This is a genomic window from Paenibacillus sp. FSL H3-0457 (assembly GCF_037981725.1).
Classification (GTDB): domain Bacteria; phylum Bacillota; class Bacilli; order Paenibacillales; family Paenibacillaceae; genus Paenibacillus; species Paenibacillus amylolyticus.
The window spans coordinates 1,425,492-1,446,557 of the sequence record NZ_CP150283.1 but is presented as its reverse complement, the minus strand read 5'-3'; the positions used below and the strand labels follow the sequence as shown (position 1 = coordinate 1,446,557).

Here is a 21,066-nt window from a genome sequence, read left to right as displayed (position 1 = left end):
CGTGTATGTGAACTCGTCGCTGACTTTACTTCTCCGTCTTGGGCACCGGATATCAATCTCACAGCGTTACCGGTTTCCTTGGGTATTGCACATAATTATAATCAGACATGATCATGCCTCCTTATTAAGAGTAAGAACCGCCCACACTGGCGTTCCAAATCTCTTTGTTATCCAGCAAGATCCGGTAAAGGCGAACGCATTTCCATGTGGCTACGCCGCTGTTGTTTGAAGCGTGCGCCCGCAAATAGTAGGACCCGGACAGGTTGGAAACACTCAAGCTGATTGTGGTCCTTGTCGTCAGTGAACCCCGATATGTTCGGGCGTTATATGTACCGCCGCCTCCCATTTGGTCCGTTGACGCTATGAAAATCCCATCTGATTGGATGTGGGATGAACCTTCCAATGCAAAATCAAATACAACGTTAGTTACGTTGGTCAGATCCACTGGTGTGCTTGTCACTACGGCCGCCTCACCGCCGCCTGTGCTTGGGTTGTATGCGTAACATTCCACATGGTCCGATTGTTTGGCCACATATGAATTGCTGCCCCATACGGAACCTTTCCGCATAGTCTGTACAGTGGACCAAATGGGACGCCATACTCCCCCGACTCTCGCATAAATTTGTTGGACACCCCGCCAAGTCCCCGAAACCTTGACAGACACTCTATTGGGCATTTTCCACGTGCCACCCACCTTAGCGCCTAAAGCCATGCGTTATTCTCCTCCCCTTTATCATGAGTATTGATACCAGATGTCGCCATCGTTTCCGCCAGAAGGTGCAGCAGATGAAATAATGTGCCTGTTCTTAGCATCAAGTAAAGATTGAAAAAGGTCTTGTGACCATGCTGTCCAAGTTCCATTGCTTTTAATTCGCATTCTGAATGATCCTGCACTAAATAAATCATAGGCTTTTTGAATAACCCAACTATCAGAAGACATTGCCTGAACTTCGATATACCACCATGCACCACTCGCGGTTGTTGGTGCATGGGCAATATTCTCACCAACATAGAACCCTGCAGCGACTAAATTATTGGCATTCCCATTACTGACGTTGATTGAAAGACCATTATCTTCAGTTAACTTACGCTTTTGCCACGGTGCACCTTGATCAACAATCTGCATCCACGGCCCCCAGGTATCGTTAGCAGTCGTACCAGTACGATGGTACATTCCTCCTGTCGTTCCGCCAGAAGCATATTCGTGAGTGACACCTCCGCTGTCATCATTCCAGCCCTTTAATCCATGTAATACGACATAGAGTTCGGCGGGTAAGCCAATCATTGAGCCTGATTTAAATGAGTATGCGATGTTTTTACGATAATCGCTCGGCTTTGTAGCTACTCCACGAGTATCTGGAATCAGTCTTTGAATGGCACTGTCCACAGCCGCTTTCACTGCCTTTTCCGTCGCAGCCACCGTCTCGGACGTACCGTCCGTCTTGCTTGACAACTGCACCTTCCCTTTTTGCGTCAACGACGCATCAGGAATATCCATATGACTCACCGCTTCACGGAGCGCATCCAAATCCTCTTGCGTTGCAACACCAGCATCAATCTTTTCGAAAATCATACTAATACTATCCCGGGTCACTCTTTCGTTCCCCAAAGGAAGAGGTAATTTCAATCGATCGGTTTCTTGTGGCATTACGCCCACACCTCCAGTTCATTCCACGTCAAGGACGCGGTGTCCAGTTCATCCCAAGTCATCTGTTTGTCGTCCAGATCGTCCCAGATCAGATAACGATACTCATATTCCACGGCCATATGGGCCGGTTTCAACTCTTCAATCGCACGTTTGAGATCGTCGATATTGGGCGGGATACCCATCGTATCCACAAAGCTCACCGTAAAACTCCATGCTCCCGGCTGAAAAGTTACATCCACCTTGCCCCCGGCATATGCCTCAGCCACATTCGAAACCAACCTGCCAGAGAACTTCCCGGCACCACGCAGCTTCGACTCCACTACGGCACGCCTCTGTTCCACAGGTTTGAGACGATCCGTCTCAATGCCAAGCTCTTCTTCCCAGAAGTCCAGCCCCCACGTCGCCGTGCGGACAAAAAACTGCTCCAGCGTCTCATCCAGCGCCTTGTACAGCAGATCCATTTCACTGCCTTTGGCCTGCATATCGGCCTGCATGACACGCGAAGTCTCGTAATACCTTGGCAAATACGAGAACAGCTCCCGCCCTTTCTCACTCGTCAGTCCAACATCTACAATAGAAGGAGCACTCATGCCCTGTCCCCTCCCTTCCTTGCACATCATCATGAAACGTCTCGCTCACCAGCTCTAACTCAGATCGGCGTACTTCTCCCAATCTTCCTTGGTCTCCGCACTCCAAAACTACTTCTTCGTCCACCATCTGCCCAACACTACTCATGCACATCCACCGTCCCCAGAACCGCCACCTGACTCGCGGTTATCTCAATATTCTGGTCGCTCACACCGTTCACGGTAAGCTCCGAATAGTCGATAATGGGCGGAATGTCCAGCAGGATCGCAGCAATGCGAGTGTAACGAACGAGTGGATCGGCAAAAGCCAACTGTTTCAGATACGCGGTCACCCCGCGTTCGATCAATGCTCGTACATCGGCGAGTGTCGCATCACTTGCCAGAGTCAGTTTCACCTGAATATTCATCGGCACTTCCACCGCCGACATCACAGACACTACTGGCCCCGCCGGTGCAACGCCTTCACCCTGTCCATCCTGCGTGGGGTCAACGTACTTCTGCACAGCCGCCACCAGATCGGTACCCGCAGCACGTTTGTCCGTGTCTAACAGATACAATCCCACCGTGCCTGGCCCCTGCCATAAAGGAATGACACGCGTTGCGCCTACACCTGGTACTTCACTGGCCCATTGCACATATTGCGACTTGTTGCCACTGGTCCCCTGATTGCGGACTTTGGCATAAAAGCGTTCCAGCAACGCCGTGTCTGCCTCAATATCTGCACCGCCTTTGATCACATCAACGTTCGTGACAGAAGTCACGCCACTTACAGGTGTAGACAGCACAGTTACCGTGCCCGCAGGCACATTGCTTTCTTTTCCGGCAACAAGCGCTCGCACGCCTACCACCCCGGAGCCCTCTGCATCCAGTTCCATACGCCCCACCGTCTCATATTCGAGCGAAGCTTCAGCAGATACTTCATCCGCGAGTGTAGCCACGACCGTGCCCACAGGCACAACTTTCCCCGGCGTACCCATGAACCTCACTGCACCTTGTGCCGCCACAGCAGCCCGCCGCGTGATGCCGTGCTCTCCTGCCCGCAGATCCAGCTCTTCCGAACGAAAATTTGGATCACTGCTCGCCGCAGTACTAGCAAACCCTCGCCGAAGTAATTCCTGCGCCCACAATGCCGCTTCAGACAGCATAAACGCAACCGGAGCCTCCGCATCCCACAGAAACGATCCTTCCGACTTATCCAGATCCGCGGGCAGACGATCCAGCATGCGCTGCATAATCTGTTCCTCCGTCTGGTCCTCCAAATAACGCGGAATCTCAGCCATCCCGTCAGATCACCTCACTTTCCAGAATAAACATCTCTTCCTGCACACTCGCCACCCGACACGAGAACATGCACTGCTCCCGATTCCAATCAAACGTGAACTGGTCTACCGAATCCGTGCGTGGATCAGCCAGCAACGTCTCCGTCACCATCCGAGTAATCTCACTTTCCATCACACCCCGGCTGTCACCCTGACCCACCAGATCCTCCAGCTCCGAACCATAGTTTCGGGAATAGATCACATGTCTGTATCTTGGCGTTTTGACGGCCTTGATGCACCACTGTACCCACGCTTCATGCCCACCAGCCGCAGCGACTTTACCACTGGGGGTCAATACAAAATCCCCTGCATCGTAATCGAATCGCCAGCTCCGTCCAAAGCGTACCTCTTCCGATTCCGCCCCCGACAGATCCTCCTCATCTCCCCATACCACACCCGTTTCCGGGAACAAACTAGGCATGCGCACTCACCACCTTACACAGCACCACAATGTCGTTACCGCCATTCACGCGCATCGCCAGTACGCGATCTCCCGCTTTCAGACCTTTGCCAAGAGACAACACCGTTTCTTCCACTTCCTCTTTTTGCAAAAGAAACCGTCCCGTGCCCGTCGTTCCGCCGTTTGCCACGTCAGGTATACCGGAAATCGCGCCAGCAGCCTCGCGCTCCGGCAGTCCAAGCGTGCCCGGCAACTCGGCCACGAGATAATCCTGCACTTCGTGCTTGAAATCATCCAGCTTCACGCCGGATGAGGTCATCGTACCCAGTACTGCTCCCAGCCCGCTCACGGCCTGACGGGAATGTGTACTCATCGCACCCCGCATGACGTCGGCAAAATGCCCGTACGGATCATCTTTATTCAAGGTAATACCTCCTTTTCACCAGCTCAGCCGTCCCCAGCTCTAACGTCATCGTTCCAGGTCCGGCAGACAGATCACGGCTAACCGACATGACGATCAGTTTCAGCCCTTTTAACAACACTGCTTCTCCAGCGCGGATCGTATTCACATCCGGTGCGGATATCGTAAAGGTCTCCTGAATACCCGTCAGATGACTTTTCGCCAGTTTTTTCGCCGCGGTTGTCGATTTCACCTGATCGTCCTCAACCAGCTTTTGCAATGTACCCAGTTCTTCCACACCATTCTGCTCAATCGCGAGCACTTTGGAAGGGACCTCTTTACCACTCGTAGACTCCGACGCTGCCATCACTTTAACTTTGGTAACCGCCCCTTCGAGTGTACGCATCTGGGTCAGATCAATCAGTCGATCAAGTTCATACACCTTTGCATTACTTCCTACCTGGAAGAGCTGCAACCCGCCGGGTGTCATCCGGGGATGATACATCTCCCCGCCGGACTTCGCCGTTTCCTTCAGATCTGCAAACATCATCGAGAAGATCGTCTGTGACCGATACACGGCTTTTCCCAGCTTTGTCTTGGTTTCTGGCAGCGTAGCATATGGAATCTTCCACTCTTTGGCGTAGGTTTTAAGTCGCTGCGTAGCCGTCTGATCCTTTGGCAACAGGAACTCGTCCTCTGATTTTTCCAGATAAATCATCCGGTCGTACACCGTGAGAGACAGCCGCTTGGTGCCGCTGTTGGAACTCTCCACCTCCCAGATGACCGCAGGATGCAGCAAGTGAACCATGGATTTTTCGCCAAAAGGAACCCCGCTAATCCGCACTGCCATGCCCGGTGAGATGGAAGGCAGACCGGAAGATGCAGACACCGCCAGTCGGATGTTGGCCTGATACGCAATCTGGTCGAGCGAATCCTTCAGCGTAATTGTCTCCACCAACTTGGTGATGTCGTATTTGTCGTCGACAATGACCTTGTAGGTCATGGCATCACCAGCTTTTGCCCGGGCTTGATCCGGTTTGGATCACTCCCGATGACCTTTGCGTTGAGCTTGTAGATCTCGTTCCATTTGGAACTGCTACCCAGCTCAAGCTTTGCTATTTTGGACAGGGAGTCGCCAGATTTGACGGTGTAGGTCTTGCTGTTCTTTTTCAAATCGGTACGCGAACCTGACTTGCTCGCGGATGCCGCAGAGCCCACCTTCTCCACCTTGGAATCCCGCCAGGTGCGTAGGGTCAGGTCGAAATAAATATCCCCTGTCTCCCCCCCACGAAAGCTCGAATTAAGCGAAACAATAAAAACAGGCACGTTCACGCCCGTCTCTGAAATGATGAAACGCAGCGGCTTTTTCGATACCAGAAACGTATTCAGCATATTCATCGCTACCCTCGGATCTGGAAAATCTTCTTTGTCCATGCAATAGAAGGCATCATACTCTTTTGGAAAAAAAGAAGAGAAGGTGATCTCCTTCACCTTCTCCCCCTGCGCAAAATCAAACTCGCCATGCTCCAGCATATTAATCGTTTCATACCCTTTGGACCTGGAAATACTCACCTCTTCCGGGTTCACTGGGAATTGAAATGGAGTGTTGCCGTCCTTCAACGTAAATGACATTTTGTTAGGACCAACTTTATCTTCAAGTACTGACATATCTGCGGCCTCCTTTCTGCTTAGGCCATAATTGTTTTGCGATTTTGCATCGCGCGGCGGAACTCATCAGAGATACGTTGCCCCACCTGATGAGAAACTGCGTCATAATCAATAGCGTTCTCCCGAACGGTCACTTGTACCGTACCCGGTGCAATATTCACAGCAATCTGGTTCGTCGTTTCCGTTTTGAAATCCTTAAGGTAACCTGCAAGACTGCTCATCTGTTCTTCGGAAATACGCACTGTGAGCGGCGAAGCTTTCTCATTGGGTTGACCCGCGTTATTCTTTGCTACCGCTTGGGATTGCATCACACTTGTTCCCATAAGACCCGCAGCCGTCGGTGAACCAAATCGATTGTTCATGTAGGCTTCTGGACCGGTGATCGATAGAACTGCCGGCCTGTATGGAGGCGGCATCTGAGGTGCTATCGGTGGAGGGGGTGGTGTCTGCGTTGCTACAGGTGTTGAGGGTGACGTTATGACCGCTGCGGCTGGGGCGGTCTGCTCTTCCTTTTTAGAACCGAAACCAAAAAAACCTGCAACCCCATTGAACAAATTCGTCGTTTTCTCCGCCACGTAACTCGCTCCCTCAGAAGCAAATTTTGCTACTTTTGAGATGTCTTCCGCGTTGTTTTTTAGGAATCCACCTACCTTGTCACCCAGCCAACCGCCTGCCTTTTCACCCAGCCAACCGCCTATTGAACCGCCCAGCATGTTCCCAACCACCGGAATTGGAATTACACTGCCAAGTACGGTACCAATAGTTGTTCCTACTGCATTACCAGCAACCGAACCCACCGCACGAGCACGATCCTCAGGTGGGGCGCTTGCAAGTTCTTTAATATTGTTATACATACGGAGTGGAGCGAACAATTTTCCCGCTCCTTTAACGAGGTTGCCACCAAGCTTGCTTATGATGCCAGACCCACCACTGCCTCCTGCCCCACTTCCGCTTCCACCTCCACCAAAGAGACCTTTTACATCGCCCCACAATCCATCGAATCCACCGATCAAATCGGACCCTGCGGACGAGAAATCATTCACAAACTTTGCCCCACGTTTTGTAACCTTGAACGCCTTTTTAAATTTATTCCCCGGTGTGGCAGGTGTTGTGATTTCTTTCCATAGCTTCTTCCCACTATTTCTTGCATCAAAGACTTTCCCCACACCAGATGAGATTGATTTCCCACGATCAAACATACCTTTCATCTTCTGCAAAAAAGTTTTCGGTTTCTCCTCTTTTCCTCCTGCTGCAATATTAAGAGAATCCAGTTTGGCACTAAGCTTAAGAATTGATATCGTATTCGTATTTAAAGCATCCATCAGTGGCTGAGAATTTACATTAACGGATACTCCTGAGATTTGATGTCTGACTTTAAACTGTACTTTGGCTGTAGCGTGCAACAGCTTAGAACGAATCTGTTTCATTTTCCCAATCAAACCATGGAGTACTGGAGTAGCTTGATCATTAAGACCAATCGTTGGTGTGATTCTCAATCGACTCAAGCGTACAGCGGTACTATAGATACTTTCCAGTCTGCGCCCAGTCATTCTCAGCTCATTATTCACCTTGATCAGACTCTGATAACGAACTCTGCCCAGACGTTCCGTGGAACGCTGAATCTGATCCAGATAACGAAGGGTTGTCCGCATTTCCGCATTGGATTTGGACAAACCTACAATCATTTCTGCCATTTTTTCACCTCCTAGCCTATTTCGTTATCGATTCATTTGCGAAGTTATCGCTGACATTTCCTCTTCCGAGAACGCAATTAACAGCGAGCGTTCCCCACGTGGCAAAGACCAGAACTCTCCGGGCCGGAGATGATGACGCACCCACATGTGATACAGGAACGTGGTCATTCCGCCGGAGTGAATCAGTTTTTTAGGTCTTCAATCTCCACACCAAAGCCGGACAGCTCCAGCACTTTATCACCTACGGCATCCAATTCACCAGCGAGCAACATACGACGTACCGCCTGTTCGCCACCGGACAACTTCATGCGGCCTGTAATGCGGGTGTCTCCCCAGCCGGACAATTCCAGGCTGCGGACTTTTAATTTCACGGTTGCTTCAGAAATGAGCAGCGCGTTAAATGTTTCGGTGTCCACCTTTTCCTCGGTGCGGCCTTTGGTCGTTTTACGAATGGTACAGCGTTCGCGAATGTGATCCACTTTGGAGGACGTCAGTCCACGCAAGGTCAACAGCAGATCCAGACGCTGAATGCGCACATTCTCCTCTGGCAAACGTTCTGCTGCTTCAAACAACTGATCCAAAATCTGTTCTTCGGACATATTTTCATTCATACTCATCGGGTGTTATCTCCTTCTTATTTCACAAATGGGTTTATCTATGCCAGCTTCCAAGCCTGTAGAGACAACAAAGAGACCGAGATCATCTCGGCCCGCATTGGTGTCCATATGATATGAAGTAACTATGCAATCACGCTTGAGCACACTAGCTCAATCACATCCCTATTCCAAAGCTTAGTTCGCCACAATCGGATTCAGCAATTCAAATCCTTCAAATGTAAAGCCCGTTTCCTCCGGTACTTCCTCACCCGCTGTCCAGTTGGCAAGCTGAATTTTGTCCACCATGCAACCTCTCAGCAATACACTCTCATGTCCATATGATTCCGGGTCATCCACTTTGGAAATGATCTCGAATTTGGTGAAGCCGCGCTGGATCATATCCGAAGTGACTTTGTAGCCCGTCATCGTGCCTGTTCCTTTTTTTGCGCCGTTTTTGTGCACTTTCCAGTCGTTACCGACCAGATTCAGCTCACGCTTTTCAATCTCCACACTCGCTTCCAACTTGTTAATGTTTGTCTGCCACACACCATCGATATGCAACTGACCATGGGTACCGAGAATTACTCTTGACGCATCCAACATATATTTTCCTCCTTAAAATTAAAAAATCGCGTTTTCCTTTCACACAACCTTATTGCACGTAAAATGTGCCAAACAACTGCTCCATCACATCCGTCAGCTTCACATTCCATTGCAGGAATACCTGATCCGCTTCCGGTTTGAGAACTGGTGCCGCGCCGTAATATGCCGGATCGAGAATGACATCATAACTGTCCGCTTCAATCACATTGCTCTGTGCGAGCAGCGCCAAATAGGCCTTCATGGCACTAATCAGTGCTTGACGACCCTCTTCGGTATTGTTCACTTTACCGATATACGTATCTTCCGCGGAACGCTGCAAATCCGTGTTGATCGCGTCTAACACACGAATGGAACGGATTTTTTTCCATGCATTATTCTGTCCAGCGGCCGGAGTTACCAGTGTGTTTACACCACGAAGTGCTTTCACCTGACGTCCATCATGGAAGAAAATAAATACGCCATTCTGTACCGCCTGCTCCTGTTCTGCACGCGTCCAGCGACGTGTCACATCATCGAACGGAGTAGCTGCATAGGTTGTGGATTGGTTCAGACGTTGTCCGGCGATCAGACCTGCAACATAGGCGGATGTTTCCGCCGAGCTGTAGAATGCATCTCCAAGGCGTACGCCTGTACCGACATTAATCACACCTTCATGGTTGAGCCCAAGCGAACGTGCTGCCGCTTTTTGTGCTGCTGTAGCAGAAGTGTCATCCGCTGAGGAACCGCCAAATACAGCCACCACCGGTTTACCTTCACTACGCACACGTTTCACCCATGCCGCAAAACTCGCAAGCAGAGGTGCATCAGCCGCCTGATCCAAAGCCAAGACGTCGAATTGCTCCCCTTCCAGCGCGCCCTGTACAGCAATGTACTCTGCATTGGTCAGGTCATCGTTGCCACTTACGCCGCCTTTGAATGCCGCACCCGCAATTGTTGCAACTACACCTGCATCATCGCCAATCGCCTGAGCCGTTAACCAGACATTTTGTTCATCCGCGTTGATCTCTTTTGCCAGAGAAGCTGCTGTAATATCCGCTGTCAGGAGCGCATACAACATCCGGTTACCTTCAAAAAGGCGCACTTCATGTTTCGTATTATCAATTACACCCGGCTGGATGGTGACGTAGAATCCATTCGCACGATCCCCCGGATACTTCGCATCCAGTTGCAGTACATTGGCATCACTGCTGTCCTTCAAAGTAAGCGTGGCTGTTTTGGCCGCAGCACTTGCCACCCGATAAGCGAGCAACTTCTTCGGTCCACCCAACAGGGCGAGCTTCAAGGACGTATAAGCCGTACCGTTGTCCAGCACATTCGCCGCATAAATACGTTCAATCGCCGCTTCGCTCCCTACTTCAACAAAAGTCCCCACTGGACCCCAGTTGGCCTTGATTGGCACCACGACCGTCCCCCGCGTACCCGCTTGAATGGCCGAGGATGCCGCCGCCTGAAAATTCATATATAAGCCCGGAAGGACCGGACGATTCGTTTGCTCCCAAGTTCCACCTGCCATTATCCCTTCACCTTCGCTTTCATAAATTGGTTAATTCGTTCCTGCGTTTCTTCAATGGAAAACGACTCTTGCGCCGCTTCGTACAGCGCACCGTACAGCACCTCTGCCTTAACGGCAAAGAGGGCTTCTGCATGATTCATCAATTCTGCCCGTGTATACCGCGGGGCTGTCTGTTTGCTTTTTTTCACTGAGCTTGCCATTGCCATCTCACCTCATTTGTTGGACTACTAATTTCGTGAAACGATGATCTTTAAGCTTGATCTATGAATTTTTGATCCTATGAACCTATGAATTTGAAGCTATAATGTTGAAGCTACATCCATCATCTCAAAGCTATAATCTGAAACTACTCTTAAAAGTACATGTTCAAAAAGATCGGTTTTCAGTACCGAGAAGATGGGATGAAGTTAGAAATGGAGTAGCAGAGCGTAGGGAAAACTACGTGAGCAACTACAATGTTTCCAAAGGAAACATACTTCGTAAGCTTATGCTTATTCGGCTGAATTCCATATTCGATGCTGATGATGCCGTTAGGCATCCTTTGTAATCAAAAGCGGGCTTTTTGAACAACCTCTAATAGAAGGTTCCTCTCGACTAACGTTTACTCCATACCTTTGCTATGGTGAATCTCACGAATCAAAGGTACATTTGTACCCGGACGACGAATCCGCTGTTGCAACGTCAGGCGAATCTGTCCGTTCAGATAGGCATCTGCCTGTAAATCTGCCGTGACTTCATCCACTGTCACATACCGTGTGTTACCTTCGTGCTCTTCGCCACCCGCTTCAGTGACAGCAAGACGAGATTGCACTGCAAGTTGCCGGGCCAACCGAGTAACGGTCTGCCGTGTTAACACCGAATGATCGGTGAGCACATGCCCAATCCACTGTTGTCGAACCTCCAATGCTGAAGTCCCCGCCACAGAAGTGCTGCATCCGGCCAATCGCCATAACACAGACGGCATCTCATATCCACCGGGCCAGACATCACCATATACCGACCAGCCCGAACCAAGCTCTTGCTGTGTCCAATCTTGAAGCGCAGCTAACCACGCGTCGCCTCTTTCGGCGAGGACGGCTCCCGAGTCTTCGGGAGCATACACTCCGAACCGCAGACTGCGCGTAACCATACCAGACCCAGCATCCACCCGATCACTATCTGAAGAACCCAGATAGATACATGTGAATGCCCCACCTGCTTCATCCACCAGCCTTACCTGGTGCAACCCTTCAATTAGATCAGCTGACCAAGCTTCCACTTGTTCAGCGCCACCATCTTCCGGACGAGCGCATGGTGAGATTTTGATAATCCGTCGATATCCCGCCCAAGCAGACTTCGGCACCTCTTCGGCAAACGCAACCACTGCACAAGGCCCGGCCAACATTTCGCCTGACGCAGGTACATCCAGCACACGACCATTCCAATCTGGAACAAGTACCGCAAGCTTCTGTTTCAGCGTTTTTTTAATGAGCGTACTCATTTTACTGGTGCTCATGGCAGTGCTAATTTTATTTCTCATAGACACATTCATTTCGCCCCCTTTGGCTGCAAGTTTGAGATCTGCCCACACCGTGCAGCGACAATGCAGCAGCAGCAGCAGCAGTAGACTCCCCCTTTTAACTCAGAGTCTGTATTCCAACCGAACCAATACCGGGACTACATTCACCGCATCAAAAAGACCGGCCACCTGGCCGGTCTGTACATTAGCGTATGTGCTTTCGGTGCGTCCCTTGTTATTGATCCGATAATACAATCTTACACCCTTTCATCCCTAGCGCGGATGGTGTTCCGTCTGACTTCGGTGCGATTAAGGGAGTCGTTCGGGTGGAAAAAAGACGATTCTGGAATCATCATTTTAAAGAATAACTAAGTAAGCTTTAAGATCAAATAATTGATAAATTTATCCAAATATATTAATATTTCATTATCTAATTCATTGTGGCTTACGTAAAAGAAGGAGAAATAACTATGAGTAAAAAATTCAAAATTACTTCACTGGCTGTCTTAGCATTTATACTCGGGATATCCTGCTGGGCCTACTTCGGACTGTTTGGTAATCCGCTCAAGAAAAATGATGCTGAACAACAGATAACCACTTACCTTATTGAACAGAAAGGTTATTCACCAGAACAGCTTATTGAAGTACAAGGTACCTACTCTTCAAAAAGCTCTGAAGCACCTTACGGTGCCTCAGTAACATTCGCGGATGAACTCGAAGCGAAGTACCAATATATCATTTTTAACAACGGAGAGATTAAGCGGTACAGTCATACCAGTGATTACCCTAAACATGAGGAACCCATGGTGAGATAACAGTTTAGTTCAGCGTAACCTGCGGGTTCAACGTAATCTCAAATGCACGGCCCCAGATGAAATCAGGATTCCCATATTCCAGCAGCGCACTGCCATACGTCGCATAGGACAATTCGTCATTACAGATCTGCTTAATCGCCACATTGCCTGTCTGGAAGGCTGTTTTATTCGCAAGCGCCGTGGTATAAGTCTGCATCAAATCACGGAGCAATGTTTGCAAATGGGCATAGTCTTCCTCCGAGTTGAACAGCAACATATTTTGATCCGAAAGGGTAGCCACGTTGGTATACAGCGCATGGGCTCGGGAATACGTGCGGATGTCCGCAATCGCTACCGCTTTGTAGTAGTAATCCTTCAGGAAACGCTTAAACAACAACGAGCCATGCGCGTTCATCGCATCACGCAACTTATGCTCATGCTTCTCTGTTGTGATCAACGCGTACCTGGACTGCCCCATACCTACAGCAATACCGATCTTGTTACCTGGCGTATTCCATGCACTATAACCCAGAACCCGTCCGGTATATGGACTGTTGAGCAATGCTTCAGCAACATCAACATTGGCTGGTCCTTTACCCACAAAATCAATCAACACCGAAGGCAGACCTTGCTCACTATTCAGCGTCAATTGCTCCAACGCAGCCTGCACCTGATCCAGAGCCGTAATGGCGATAATCTCAATGTCGATGCCCGTGTTCTCCCCGGAATTACCTGGGTGACCCTTCGTCATACGATCCAGTTCGGAGGTCATGTCAAACGGGACAACTTGATCGGCTGCTACAGCCACTAGCTGTTCATTTTCCAAGCCAGCACCCACATCCGTCACCACCTCCGGTTCAGGATATGCCGAATCCGCTACAAGCACACCACCTACAATATCCACATGACGAACCACATTCTCGTGTACATCCATGTATTCATACGTGTTAATGATGGTATTGCCGTGAGGACCAAAATATTTCACTGCGTAACGTGTCCTCGCCCCGCCTCGGAACAACTGGTTAGCCATGCGAGCAACCAAAGCGTGCCCCAGACCATCCGCATCCGGCAAGACGATAGCTCGATCCGGATTTTGCCCATTGGTTCCACCCAGCCATTCATTGATCCGCGCTTCTACATATTTGATTTCATTGATCTGAACACCCTGCGTGTTAGCATCGTCGACTCCAACTGCGAGGAAATCGATATAACCTGTGCGAGCCAGTTGATCCAGAATGTACAGATTTGTTTTAAATTTATGCTGTCTTGTATTGTAATACTGTTCTTTATCAAAATAGGTCGTTGTCCCATATTCCACTCCATCCGGGGACAGGTTATAACCTTCGATAATATCCTCAAACTCAGTGTATGTCTGACGTGGCTGCTGCATCAATGCACGGGACTCATTATACGCATCAAGCGCCAAGCCATCTGCAAACGAGGTTGTAGCCAAACGCATGATGGTATCCATTATAAATACGGGTTTGCGTGGGTATTTCTGCTTGATCACGCGGATCACATCCAGCAAACGCGTCGTCTCATCATCGTATTCTGGATAGGCGCCTCCTCCATCTTCACGGAGCTGACGACTACCAATCAGGCCGCCATAAGCGAGCATATCGGATGAAATAATGAATCCGTCGACTTTGGCAGCATGTTTCAGAATAAAGTCGTGAATCTTGGACGGTTTACCATAAACCGGCGTGGAGGTGCCGAGCAGCGTTGTGCCATCTACGGTTTTCTCCGAGTCCAGACGATTCTTAATATCACTCAGGTTCGGTGTAACGATATGGATACCGGCTGCTTTCCCTTGCACAATCACATCATCCAGATTCGCTGGACGATCATCCAGTGGAACATACAATACTGTTTTCATATCACGTAGCCTCCTGTTATCTGTTTAGTCTTTAATACCCGATCAGGGCAAGGATGCAATCACCGAATTAAAAAACCGGCCCCATGGCCGGCTGTACTTTAGCGTATGAGCTGTCGGTTGTCTTCCTTGCTGCTGATCCGATAATACCATTTTACCGCCTTTTCCCACTCGCGCTGATGGTAATCGGGATGAAATACGCATGAATGTAGTTGTCTCTATGGCGGTTAAATGCCGATTTCTTGGAGAAAACTCCTATTGATAGTCCAACCAAACCCATTCTGATGATGTTTATATGACATAAGTAGCTTTCAAATCCTACGAACAATAAAGGATGGATATGACCATGAAAAAGAGATATTTCTTCTATCTTTGGATTGCTGTCACCAGTTATATGGCGGGTCCCGCTATGTATGCGTTGGCGATGTACATCTTATATCAGGAAACAGATGTTGTAACAACATCTCTCATTGGATGGACCGCGGCAACATTCTTATCCGTTGGTATCCTGTTTATCCTGATCACAGTCATCATGCTACGAGTGTTCAACATCTATTATTTCTGGCTGCAAACCCTGCTCTTCGAGTTGTTTTTCCTTATCCTCGTCTATATGACCACTGTTCTTCTTGGGACTGGCAACAGGGGACTGCCCAAGCTGTCCTTTCTATTTACACCCGAAGGCATCTCCTTATGGATGTTCTGGGGGAGTATTGCACTTATGAGTTCCTGGGGAATATGGGCAGCGCGTCAGCCCATACGAAAATCACCATACATGCTGGTGTCCAGAGTCATGCTGATCCTTTTTATCCTTGAAATTTGGCCCCGTTAAAAAGGTACAGGATGCCTACCCTACAATTCGGTAGACCAGAATAATGCCTAGAAGGGGTGTCCGTCATGTCGGACACCCCTTCTGAAATGTATGTTTTATCTCACGCGATGATATAACGAAAGTTCTCCCACGTTTCCGGTACGGGCTCCCCGTTCTTCGCATGATGATAGAAACTGAACGGGAATTTGAATACATGACCTCCGTTCCAGTCACGGGAACGTCTGTCGGTGAGCCAATATTCCAGTTCATGAGGGAGCGCCACTGATCGTTCCGCCCGTTCTAGTGGCAGCAGGTCTACGGGTGATTGCAATGTCGGCATCTCCTGTTCAATATCCACATCTCGGCTTAAGCGTAGTGCCTTCACCATGGTAAGGAAAGGCGGAATGCCTTTGTGGAATAATGCAGGATAACCCAGTTCATATAATATGTTAAGCGCATGTCCGTAGGTGAGCATATGACCGATTAGATCATGATGCGCTTCCGCGTGATAGATAGTCTGGAAAGCACCAAGCTCATCCAAAATCAGACGTGACAACTGCGTTGGATCTTCAATCTCGGGGAAACCATCGCTCTTTTCTGCTTTGAGACTGCGGATTTCTTTCATCGTTGTGTTCATCCAGGATCTTCCCGGGATAGTTCGATCGAATGAATCGATCAGTTCAACCAGCCGACCAATATCCTCCGCAGTGCCCCATCCATCCAGTTCACGAATGGCTTTCAGACTGATTGCCCCGTAGATGGCCTGGTGTCCAACCCAATGTAGCTCTCCAATCGTTCGATCCAATGCGTCCGTAATACACGCCTCGGCATCTTCCCTGGGCATCATTTCACCAATCGGAGAGGTCTGGCCAGGGCTGATTCCATGCTGGCGAAGCATGGCTTTTGCTTCGGCGGTAACACTGCCGGCGGCAAGGGCAGTGAGACGATTTTCCCGCAACCAAAAATATGCCGCAATCGCACCCGCCCCATAATGGGCGTGCCACAGATCTCCTGTACGTTCCCGACTGGAAACGATAATCGCTAGTCCATCTTCCAACAAACGTCGATCCAAGCTTGCCACCACCCTTCATCATATGTAAACCCATCAGAAAAACTATATAAGTTGAACTAAGATCTGTCCTCTCCGTTATCGTGTAAATTTAGTTCAACTTATATATCCTAATTAATAAATAAAGCGTTTACTTCTATAACATGATGGAAATGCTCCACATATGCCCGTTTTGCCCCGGAATGCAAAGTTTAGCCAATTCGAAGCTTGCCCACCCCACGGATGGATACTTCCAGCGGATAGATCTGTGCTTTTTGCTTGGAGAAAAACCACGTCCGATCCTTCTTCACCACAATAAATAAACCATGTACATCTCCTACAGGAGCAAAGGTATCACTAACCTCACCCCAGCGCGTGAGTCCAATCTGCTGAAGCTCATTCACCGTAGACAGAACATCCTCCGTCACCAGGCCAACTTCACACACCTGTAATATATCTTGAGTCGAGAAGTCATGGTCACTCTCGTTCTGAATACGATGATGAGCAATCAGCTCAATAATATTGCCTGCTGGATCTTCGAAATAGAGAGAATGAGAGTCCCAGTTAGTAGAGTACGTCTCATCCCGATCTCCTTCTCTGCTTAAAACAACACGTGATGCAGCCCACTGCTTCGCTTCCTTGAACCGATTCGTCGGAATCGACCAGGCCACATGATAAAAGGGCTCACGATCTGTTTCACACGGTTTGAAAATCATCTTTGTCCTTCCAACCTGCAGGTTGAAGGCCTGATCCGTCGCATTGGACACCTCCATTCCCAACGTATCACGATAAAAATGCTTGAGGTCCTCCATCCGTGTTGTATATAACTGTAATTCTTCAATCATCATACGGTCTTCTCCTGCATCTCCTCCCACTGACTCCACGGCACCATGCCGAGTTCAGGCTTCGCTTCATCCGGGAGCATGGCGATGAATTCAAGCAAATGACCATCTGGATCCTTAAAATATACAGATACCGCAGGCATCCAGCCGAAGACGTACAGTTCACCGATATCATCATTCAGGAAGTTCTGTGTCTTGATCCCTTTGTTCTCCAAGTGAGCCACCGCGTGTTTCATATCCTCCAGAGATACATGAAAAGCAAAGTGCTGACGTTTCACCTCGGAAGATTCCTTTTGCCACAATCCCAGCATGGCTTTGCCTTTTCCACCAATCCAGTAGAAGGAGTTCCCACGTTCTTTCTGCCCGTAGGCATGAGGTAAACCAAGGACCGTTTCATAGAAATGATGGGATCTCTCCAGATCCGTCACGTTTAGATGTGTTTCAAATATGCCAGTAATCATAATGTTCAACCTCTTTTCCTTTTCCGATTTTTCATCTTCCTTGGTTCTCAACTCATGGTTGAATTCCGCGCATTCGTTAACGTCTGTGCCAGATTTAAAAACGATCCAATAACCCGCTGCACCCGGTCCTCTATATCCTGACTGCCTTCGTACTCTTCATATCCGTCAAATGTCGCTTCGAATCGTCTGCGCTGCGCACCACCAATGGATATCCACTCCTGGGCATTGATGCCATGCAGATTGCGAACAATCGCTTGCAGTTGTAAAAGCGAACTTACCCCCACCGCTCCGCCAGAGGAGCTGATGGACAGGACGGTCTTGCCGCTGAAATGAGCCTGACTCAGGTGATCCAGTGCATTTTTGAGCACACCGCTAATACTGCCGTGATACTCTGGTGTAGACAGGATGATCGCATCGGCCGCGAGCATACGTGTATTCAGGTCTGCCAGATGTTCATGATCCGCTTGTTTTTCATCTGGTGCGTAGAATGGAAGTGGTGTCTGATACAGATCAAACAGGCTGGCCTGATGTCCCTGACCGCGAATAATCTCCACAGCATACTCTCCCAGACGTGTACTGGTTGCATTGTTCCGATTGCTTCCTGCCAAAATAACAATATTCATTCATGTCACTCTCCTTGGTTTTTTAATAATTCAAACTCTCATGTTTCAACCGATCTGTTATTTCTACTCTTATCTTACCTTTCTTTTGCATCCAAATCGTCAGCAGATAGACTTAACTTGAAATACCAAAAAACTCAACCTTTAGGTTGAGTTTATACGACTTAAGTATGAACATATGTCGGAATTGGTCACACGACCCAGCCATTTCTTACGGCATGAAGAGCCGCTTGCGTCCGATCTGCTAGTCCCAGTTTGTCGAGCAGATGACTGACATGGGTTTTGACCGTTTTTTCGGTGATGACCAATTGAACTGCAATTTCCTTGTTGCTCAATCCTTGAGCAATCAGCCCCAAGACTTCTTGTTCACGGCGAGTCAGCATATCCAGTCCGCCAAGAGACGCTTCAGTTGATTTCCCCTTCTGCTTTGGCTTCTGATGTTGACTGTCTGCTGACTGATCTGTCGGTATATGCTGTGGTTGCTGTTCATTTATAGACCAATCGGATGAAGCCATCACATGCATCAATTGACCTGCTGCGTCAGGATGCAATTCCACCTGACCTGCATGCACATTGCGAATGGCTACAGCCAGATCCTCCGGTTCAATATCCTTGAGTAGATATCCTTTAACTCCTGCGCGAACAGCAGGAACGACATGATCCTGATCCGAAAACGAGGTGAGCACAATGATTCGCGTTGCTGGCAATAACGTGCGCAGCCTTCTGGCTGTTTCGATTCCGTCCATGACCGGCATATGCAGATCCATTAATACCACGTCAGGTTTTAACGCTTCCGCCTGAGCCAGTGCTTCCTGTCCGTTCGATGCTTCGCCCACAACCTTCATGTCTTGCTGTGTCGTCAAAAAAACGTGCAGCCCCCGTCTCACCATCGCATGATCATCTGCGAGCAAAATCGTAATCGGCATCTCTTCTTCCCCCTGACTTTATACAGATTCGAACGGAAGTGGAATGACTGCCGTTACTGTCGTTCCCTTACGGGAAGAACTCACTATTTCTAAGTTGCCTCCGAGTGATTGAGCCCGTTCCTTCATAATGGACAGGCCAAGGGAGCTTCCAGACGACGCTTTTGGCCTGTTCGCACCACCTTTTCCCTGATCTGTGACAGTGAGCACCACTTCATGATTACTTAACTTGAGGGTGACCTCAGCAGAAGGAACATCCGCGTGTTTCCGTACATTATTCAGCGCTTCCTGTCCGATTCGCCACAATGCTTCTTCTATATTACGTGGTAAAGACCGCATTCCCGTCCGATTCGTCACCACTTGAAGCCCCTGGCTTGTGCCGTATTCCTGTAGTGCATGGAGCAGCCCTGCTTCCAGTCCCGCGGGACGGAGCTGCATAATCAATGCGCGCATTTCCTTGAGAGCCTCCTGAGACAAAGCCCGAATATCCTTCATCGCTTCCGTTGCCGGGTGCAACTGCTCGGAGCCGGATAACATACTTTCCGCGCCTTTAGCCGTTAACGATAGTGAAAATAAAATCTGATTAACCGAATCATGCAGATCGCGAGCCAACCGATTTCTCTCTTCCATTCGTGCAAGTTCGCGGCGATTCTCCGCCAGCTTCAGACTCTCCCATGAGGCCGCAATATGTTCGGCCAATGCCTCCAGCACTTCACGGTCCGCCTGTGCAGGACCTGATGTTCCTATTCCGATCACCAGAATTCCCGTTTCCCCTGGCGTATGATATGGAAGGGGAGCAGCAATTCCCGAGGCAATGGAATTCATAACCTGATCAGGCTTGCACAGGGTAAATATCTCAGCGATCTGTGTCCCAGACAGAGATGTTACACGATGACTATTGATTATATGGTTAATGTGGCTCGTCACTTCTGAAGATAACGGAGTACTTGATAACGTTCGAACCGTATCATTTGCATAGGCTGCCTGCACAACGAACATTCCGCTTTTCTGCTGAATAATTGTAGCAAAAGGCCAATCATAATGCTGCCCAAGCAGCTGTACAACTTTTAAACAAAAAGCATCAGAATTGCTGCATTCGTTCACTGCAAGTCCCAAAGCCGTGCTGAACTCCCCCAGCTTGGCATACAGAGCAGCTCGTCGCTGCTCTGCTCGATACAATCTCATCCGTTCTACCGCACTCCCAATCTGGTACGCCACGCCCTGTAACAGTGCAAGTTCACTGTCGCTGAAATGTTCCTTGGCTGGCGCAGCCACGTTGAGCAGGCCGAGCATCTTCTCCCCTGACCTTAACGGGACGGTTGCATGGTGGGTAATATCATGGGTATCTCCCCATTGGAATTCCACCGCATCCTCCAGCCGTTTACAGTTAATGATGTTGACCGCATGATTGAGTTGACCGTCCTTAAAGCGGTTCACACACCAGCAGGTACCCGTTCGCATGGGCTCCTTATCTTTACGCAGTAATGCCGGGGGCAGATTATAATCCGAAACACAGGTATAGTCTCCACGTTCATTAATCAGAAACATCCAACCTGCCGTTAATCCGGTCAACTCCAGTAATTTGCCGACCACGGTATCCAGCATTAAGTTCAGATCATTGGACGTATTGAGTGTTTCCGCGATTGTCTTCAACGTGACCATTTCCTGCATTCCGACTTCTTCCGACATCGCAGACTTCTCTCCTTTGGCTGTACCAACTGTGGTTTGTTCAACTATTGTAACCAATCCACCTTGGATATTAAAGGATCAA

Annotated in this window: 23 protein-coding genes; 2 read left to right on the top strand and 21 right to left on the bottom strand. The window is 49.1% G+C overall.

The window, feature by feature from the left end:
- Positions 1-124 precede the first annotated feature (124 nt).
- The 14 genes from MHH25_RS06435 to MHH25_RS06370 form a co-directional block, all read right to left on the bottom strand.
- Complete coding sequence (locus tag MHH25_RS06435) at positions 125-712, bottom strand: hypothetical protein (protein ID WP_036668847.1); 588 nt, start codon at positions 710-712, stop codon at positions 125-127.
- A 21-nt stretch (positions 713-733) separates the two neighbouring features.
- Positions 734-1,648, bottom strand: a complete 915-nt coding sequence (locus tag MHH25_RS06430; protein ID WP_340019515.1) for a pyocin knob domain-containing protein — start codon at positions 1,646-1,648, stop codon at positions 734-736.
- A complete protein-coding gene (locus tag MHH25_RS06425; protein WP_036668845.1) occupies positions 1,648-2,238 on the bottom strand; it encodes a YmfQ family protein in 591 nt (196 codons plus the stop codon). Before MHH25_RS06425 ends, MHH25_RS06430 begins: the two co-directional genes overlap by 1 nt.
- Before the next feature lie 137 nt (positions 2,239-2,375).
- Positions 2,376-3,515: a baseplate J/gp47 family protein gene (locus MHH25_RS06420; protein WP_340019514.1), complete on the bottom strand. Its 1,140-nt coding sequence runs from the start codon at positions 3,513-3,515 to the stop codon at positions 2,376-2,378.
- 4 nt (positions 3,516-3,519) lie between these two features.
- A complete protein-coding gene (locus tag MHH25_RS06415; RefSeq protein WP_340019513.1) occupies positions 3,520-3,975 on the bottom strand; it encodes a DUF2634 domain-containing protein in 456 nt (151 codons plus the stop codon).
- Positions 3,968-4,378, bottom strand: a complete 411-nt coding sequence (locus MHH25_RS06410; RefSeq protein WP_076327326.1) for a hypothetical protein — start codon at positions 4,376-4,378, stop codon at positions 3,968-3,970. Before MHH25_RS06410 ends, MHH25_RS06415 begins: the two co-directional genes overlap by 8 nt.
- Complete coding sequence (locus tag MHH25_RS06405) at positions 4,371-5,357, bottom strand: phage portal protein (protein ID WP_340019512.1); 987 nt, start codon at positions 5,355-5,357, stop codon at positions 4,371-4,373. The genes MHH25_RS06410 and MHH25_RS06405 overlap by 8 nt, the downstream gene beginning before the upstream one ends.
- Complete coding sequence (locus MHH25_RS06400) at positions 5,354-5,986, bottom strand: LysM peptidoglycan-binding domain-containing protein (protein WP_340020459.1); 633 nt, start codon at positions 5,984-5,986, stop codon at positions 5,354-5,356. The genes MHH25_RS06405 and MHH25_RS06400 overlap by 4 nt, the downstream gene beginning before the upstream one ends.
- Before the next feature lie 56 nt (positions 5,987-6,042).
- Positions 6,043-7,716 carry a hypothetical protein gene (locus tag MHH25_RS06395; RefSeq protein WP_340019511.1) on the bottom strand — a complete coding sequence of 558 codons (1,674 nt, stop codon included), beginning with the start codon at positions 7,714-7,716 and terminating at the stop codon, positions 6,043-6,045.
- Positions 7,717-7,898: 182 nt separating this feature from the next.
- A complete protein-coding gene (locus MHH25_RS06390) occupies positions 7,899-8,333 on the bottom strand; it encodes a hypothetical protein (protein ID WP_017690174.1) in 435 nt (144 codons plus the stop codon).
- Positions 8,334-8,507: 174 nt separating this feature from the next.
- The gene (locus tag MHH25_RS06385; protein ID WP_340019510.1) at positions 8,508-8,915 is read right to left on the bottom strand and encodes a phage tail tube protein; all 408 of its coding nucleotides are present in this window, start codon (positions 8,913-8,915) and stop codon (positions 8,508-8,510) included.
- A gap of 49 nt (positions 8,916-8,964) precedes the next feature.
- On the bottom strand, positions 8,965-10,428 hold the full coding sequence (locus MHH25_RS06380; RefSeq protein WP_340019509.1) for a phage tail sheath subtilisin-like domain-containing protein: 1,464 nt from the start codon (positions 10,426-10,428) through the stop codon (positions 8,965-8,967).
- Positions 10,428-10,628 carry a hypothetical protein gene (locus MHH25_RS06375; protein WP_340019508.1) on the bottom strand — a complete coding sequence of 67 codons (201 nt, stop codon included), beginning with the start codon at positions 10,626-10,628 and terminating at the stop codon, positions 10,428-10,430. The genes MHH25_RS06380 and MHH25_RS06375 overlap by 1 nt, the downstream gene beginning before the upstream one ends.
- A gap of 401 nt (positions 10,629-11,029) precedes the next feature.
- Positions 11,030-11,953, bottom strand: a complete 924-nt coding sequence (locus MHH25_RS06370) for a hypothetical protein (RefSeq protein WP_340019507.1) — start codon at positions 11,951-11,953, stop codon at positions 11,030-11,032.
- A 443-nt stretch (positions 11,954-12,396) separates the two neighbouring features.
- On the opposite strand from MHH25_RS06370, the gene MHH25_RS06365 reads away from it, so the two are divergent.
- Positions 12,397-12,741, top strand: a complete 345-nt coding sequence (locus tag MHH25_RS06365; protein WP_340019506.1) for a DUF3139 domain-containing protein — start codon at positions 12,397-12,399, stop codon at positions 12,739-12,741.
- A gap of 4 nt (positions 12,742-12,745) precedes the next feature.
- On the opposite strand, the gene MHH25_RS06360 is transcribed toward MHH25_RS06365, so the two are convergent.
- Complete coding sequence (locus MHH25_RS06360) at positions 12,746-14,596, bottom strand: DUF4127 family protein (protein ID WP_340019505.1); 1,851 nt, start codon at positions 14,594-14,596, stop codon at positions 12,746-12,748.
- A 343-nt stretch (positions 14,597-14,939) separates the two neighbouring features.
- Here MHH25_RS06360 and MHH25_RS06355 point away from each other — a divergent pair, with 343 nt between their 5' ends.
- The gene (locus tag MHH25_RS06355) at positions 14,940-15,422 is read left to right on the top strand and encodes a hypothetical protein (RefSeq protein ID WP_340019504.1); all 483 of its coding nucleotides are present in this window, start codon (positions 14,940-14,942) and stop codon (positions 15,420-15,422) included.
- Positions 15,423-15,522: 100 nt separating this feature from the next.
- On the opposite strand, the gene MHH25_RS06350 is transcribed toward MHH25_RS06355, so the two are convergent.
- The 6 genes from MHH25_RS06350 to MHH25_RS06325 all read right to left on the bottom strand — a co-directional run bounded on the left by MHH25_RS06350 (position 15,523) and on the right by MHH25_RS06325 (position 20,984).
- Positions 15,523-16,482 carry a hypothetical protein gene (locus MHH25_RS06350; RefSeq protein ID WP_340019503.1) on the bottom strand — a complete coding sequence of 320 codons (960 nt, stop codon included), beginning with the start codon at positions 16,480-16,482 and terminating at the stop codon, positions 15,523-15,525.
- Between the two features lie 179 nt (positions 16,483-16,661).
- A complete protein-coding gene (locus MHH25_RS06345; protein WP_100530015.1) occupies positions 16,662-17,297 on the bottom strand; it encodes a VOC family protein in 636 nt (211 codons plus the stop codon).
- Positions 17,294-17,752 (bottom strand): VOC family protein, encoded by a 459-nt coding sequence (locus tag MHH25_RS06340; RefSeq protein WP_076327336.1) that lies wholly within the window; start codon positions 17,750-17,752, stop codon positions 17,294-17,296. Before MHH25_RS06340 ends, MHH25_RS06345 begins: the two co-directional genes overlap by 4 nt.
- 47 nt (positions 17,753-17,799) lie before the next feature.
- Positions 17,800-18,375 (bottom strand): NAD(P)H-dependent oxidoreductase, encoded by a 576-nt coding sequence (locus MHH25_RS06335; protein WP_076319051.1) that lies wholly within the window; start codon positions 18,373-18,375, stop codon positions 17,800-17,802.
- Positions 18,376-18,563: 188 nt separating this feature from the next.
- Positions 18,564-19,298: a response regulator transcription factor gene (locus MHH25_RS06330; RefSeq protein WP_340019502.1), complete on the bottom strand. Its 735-nt coding sequence runs from the start codon at positions 19,296-19,298 to the stop codon at positions 18,564-18,566.
- A gap of 18 nt (positions 19,299-19,316) precedes the next feature.
- The gene (locus MHH25_RS06325) at positions 19,317-20,984 is read right to left on the bottom strand and encodes a GAF domain-containing sensor histidine kinase (RefSeq protein WP_340019501.1); all 1,668 of its coding nucleotides are present in this window, start codon (positions 20,982-20,984) and stop codon (positions 19,317-19,319) included.
- Positions 20,985-21,066 lie beyond the last annotated feature (82 nt).

Excerpts from the sequence above, each read along its gene's own strand:
- MHH25_RS06425 (WP_036668845.1), bottom strand. The coding sequence starts at position 2,238 with ATGAGTGCTCCTTCTATTGTAGATGTTGGACTGACGAGTGAGAAAGGG.
- MHH25_RS06365 (WP_340019506.1), top strand. The coding sequence starts at position 12,397 with ATGAGTAAAAAATTCAAAATTACTTCACTGGCTGTCTTAGCATTTATA.
- MHH25_RS06380 (WP_340019509.1), bottom strand. The coding sequence starts at position 10,428 with ATGGCAGGTGGAACTTGGGAGCAAACGAATCGTCCGGTCCTTCCGGGC.
- MHH25_RS06330 (WP_340019502.1), bottom strand. The coding sequence starts at position 19,298 with ATGCCGATTACGATTTTGCTCGCAGATGATCATGCGATGGTGAGACGG.
- MHH25_RS06355 (WP_340019504.1), top strand. The coding sequence starts at position 14,940 with ATGAAAAAGAGATATTTCTTCTATCTTTGGATTGCTGTCACCAGTTAT.
- MHH25_RS06405 (WP_340019512.1), bottom strand. The coding sequence starts at position 5,357 with ATGACCTACAAGGTCATTGTCGACGACAAATACGACATCACCAAGTTG.
- MHH25_RS06325 (WP_340019501.1), bottom strand. The coding sequence starts at position 20,984 with ATGTCGGAAGAAGTCGGAATGCAGGAAATGGTCACGTTGAAGACAATC.
- MHH25_RS06360 (WP_340019505.1), bottom strand. The coding sequence starts at position 14,596 with ATGAAAACAGTATTGTATGTTCCACTGGATGATCGTCCAGCGAATCTG.
- MHH25_RS06335 (WP_076319051.1), bottom strand. The coding sequence starts at position 18,375 with ATGAATATTGTTATTTTGGCAGGAAGCAATCGGAACAATGCAACCAGT.
- MHH25_RS06420 (WP_340019514.1), bottom strand. The coding sequence starts at position 3,515 with ATGGCTGAGATTCCGCGTTATTTGGAGGACCAGACGGAGGAACAGATT.
- MHH25_RS06400 (WP_340020459.1), bottom strand. The coding sequence starts at position 5,986 with ATGTCATTTACGTTGAAGGACGGCAACACTCCATTTCAATTCCCAGTG.
- MHH25_RS06430 (WP_340019515.1), bottom strand. The coding sequence starts at position 1,648 with ATGCCACAAGAAACCGATCGATTGAAATTACCTCTTCCTTTGGGGAAC.
- MHH25_RS06375 (WP_340019508.1), bottom strand. The coding sequence starts at position 10,628 with ATGGCAAGCTCAGTGAAAAAAAGCAAACAGACAGCCCCGCGGTATACA.
- MHH25_RS06415 (WP_340019513.1), bottom strand. The coding sequence starts at position 3,975 with ATGCCTAGTTTGTTCCCGGAAACGGGTGTGGTATGGGGAGATGAGGAG.
- MHH25_RS06385 (WP_340019510.1), bottom strand. The coding sequence starts at position 8,915 with ATGTTGGATGCGTCAAGAGTAATTCTCGGTACCCATGGTCAGTTGCAT.
- MHH25_RS06340 (WP_076327336.1), bottom strand. The coding sequence starts at position 17,752 with ATGATTACTGGCATATTTGAAACACATCTAAACGTGACGGATCTGGAG.
- MHH25_RS06435 (WP_036668847.1), bottom strand. The coding sequence starts at position 712 with ATGGCTTTAGGCGCTAAGGTGGGTGGCACGTGGAAAATGCCCAATAGA.
- MHH25_RS06390 (WP_017690174.1), bottom strand. The coding sequence starts at position 8,333 with ATGAGTATGAATGAAAATATGTCCGAAGAACAGATTTTGGATCAGTTG.
- MHH25_RS06395 (WP_340019511.1), bottom strand. The coding sequence starts at position 7,716 with ATGGCAGAAATGATTGTAGGTTTGTCCAAATCCAATGCGGAAATGCGG.
- MHH25_RS06345 (WP_100530015.1), bottom strand. The coding sequence starts at position 17,297 with ATGATGATTGAAGAATTACAGTTATATACAACACGGATGGAGGACCTC.